Below are 2198 nucleotides of genomic sequence, written 5' to 3' on the forward strand. Positions count from 1 at the left end.
CCTCGTCGACGACCAGACCGTGCGGACACGGGTGAACGAACTCTTCCGCTGCATCCGGCTCGAGGGGATCAACAGCTACACGACGGACGATGCCTATCTCGACAAGGTGACGGAGCTCTTTGCCCGCATCGTCGCGCAGCTCGGGCCGGAATTCAGCTATTACGTCCACAAGGTCTCCAAGGCCATCAGACCGGATCTGGACCCAATTCGTGAGGACAGCTTCGCAGGCGAGGTCGACCGGCGCTGGCGCGCGAAACTCGAGACCAGCGGGCTCCGCGACAAAACACTGACGCTCACCGTCATTCACCGCCCGCCCCCGAAAAGTCTCCTGCCGTTCCTGAGCCGCAGCGCGCCGGACCGACTGAAGGAGGAGACCCGCAAACGCCTGCAGCGCCTCGGCGAGGCCGTGAACGTCTTCCTCTCTGGGCTCACCGAGCTCAAGCCGCGCCTGCTGTCAGCCGGATCGGGAGAGTTGGTGGGATTTTTGGGCGCGCTCAACACCGGAACAGAGCTGCCGCTCTACCCGGCAAACACCTACGGCTTTTTGTCCTTCAACGTCGCCAATACCCGCGTGACGTTCCACGGAGACCATTTCGAGCTCTCGGAAGGCGTGGTGGGGCATCGCTACGGCAAGAGCTTCACCATCGGAGAATATTCCGAAGGCACGTCCTGCACCATGTTCGACATGCTGAACCTGCCGGTCGACATGATCGTCACGCAGTCCTTCACGCCGATCAATTCGAACCTCATGGCGGGCCGCATCAAGCGGCAAAAGCGCCAGATGCAGGCGAGCCAAGACGCCGCCCTTTCGCTCATGGAAGCCCTCGACATCGCCGCCGATGATCTCGAAGCCAAGCGCCAGAGCTTCGGCGAGCATCATATGGTCGTGACGCTCTTTTGCGACACGCTCGAAGAGCTGCAGACGCTGAGCGCCGAGATCGTGAACGCCGCCGCAACCGAAGGCGTGAAGATGATTGGCGAGCGGGTCGCGGCCAAGGCGCATTACCTCAGCCGCGCGAGCGCCGTCACCAACCGCAACTTCGCGGATTTCGCGGCCTTCCACCGAACGCAGCTCGGCAAACCCGCAGCACTTACCCCATGGGGCCGGGTCATCACCTATTTGCCCACGCCCGAGCAGAGCGCCTATCGGTTTTCCTATCACGAGCAGGGATCGCCCGACAAAGAACCGACCAGCGGCCATACCCTGATCATGGGGCGGCCCGGGTCCGGCAAATCGGTGCTGTCCGCCTTTCTGATGACCCAGGCCCGTCGCGCAGGGGCGCGGATCTTCGTCTTCGATTACCGTCTTGGCATGGAGATGGCGGTGCGCCCACGCTTCTTTACCGCGCTGACAAGCCGCTCACACCGGCACAGACCAATCGCATCCAGGAAGTGGTGCGCCAGAACGCGCAGGCCTCCAATCCGGCCCTGCGGAACTGGCGGGATTTCGCATCGCTTTTTGTGTCCACCGATGATGGCGGCGATCTGCACCAGCGCCTGCTCGAATGGACCGAGGACGGCCGCTATGGCTGGATCTTCGGGCAGAGCCTTGAGGACACTTTTTCACTCAAAGGCGATGTAGTGGGCTTCGATCTCACCGGCATTCTCGACAGCGAGGCCGACAAGGAACGGATGGCGGTCCTCTCCTATCTCTTCCGCCGAGTCGAACGCGAGATCGAGGATCGCCGCCCCACCATCATCGTGATCGACGAGGCCTGGAAGGCGCTCGACAACGCGTATTTCGCGGAGCGGCTGTCGAACTGGCTGGTGACAGCGCGCAAACAGAACACGGTCGCGGTGATGATGACGCAATACGCAAGCCAGCTCGAGCGCACCCGGACCGGCAAGACCATCATCGAGGCGGTGCCGACGCAGATCCTGCTCCCCAATATCCGCGCGCAGCCTGCGGATTACGCAATGCTGAACCTCACGGAGAAGGAACTCGACGTCCTTCTCAACACGGGCAGCAACAGCCGCTTGGCGCTGATCCGCGACGATCAGGGCTCAATCGTCGTCGATGCCGATCTCAGTGCTCTCGGGCCCAATCTCACCATCCTCGGCGGCATGGAGAAAGGCGAGGCGCTCGTCGGCGCCGATTACCGCGACCGCCCAGACTTCTGTAAGCGTTTCCTGGCCCGCACCTTCCCAATTCTCACCTGACCTGAGATTTCGCACCTGACGGAGATTAGGGCAGGAGT

Annotated in this window: 1 pseudogene; it reads left to right on the forward strand. The window is 62.3% G+C overall.

Annotation, left to right across the window (positions count from 1 at the left end):
- Positions 1–2160, forward strand: a pseudogene (locus tag PMES_RS16095) (VirB4 family type IV secretion system protein); the annotation flags it as partial.
- Positions 2161–2198 lie beyond the last annotated feature (38 nt).

Source organism: Profundibacterium mesophilum KAUST100406-0324, assembly GCF_009835145.1.
In the GTDB taxonomy this organism is placed as follows: domain Bacteria; phylum Pseudomonadota; class Alphaproteobacteria; order Rhodobacterales; family Rhodobacteraceae; genus Profundibacterium; species Profundibacterium mesophilum.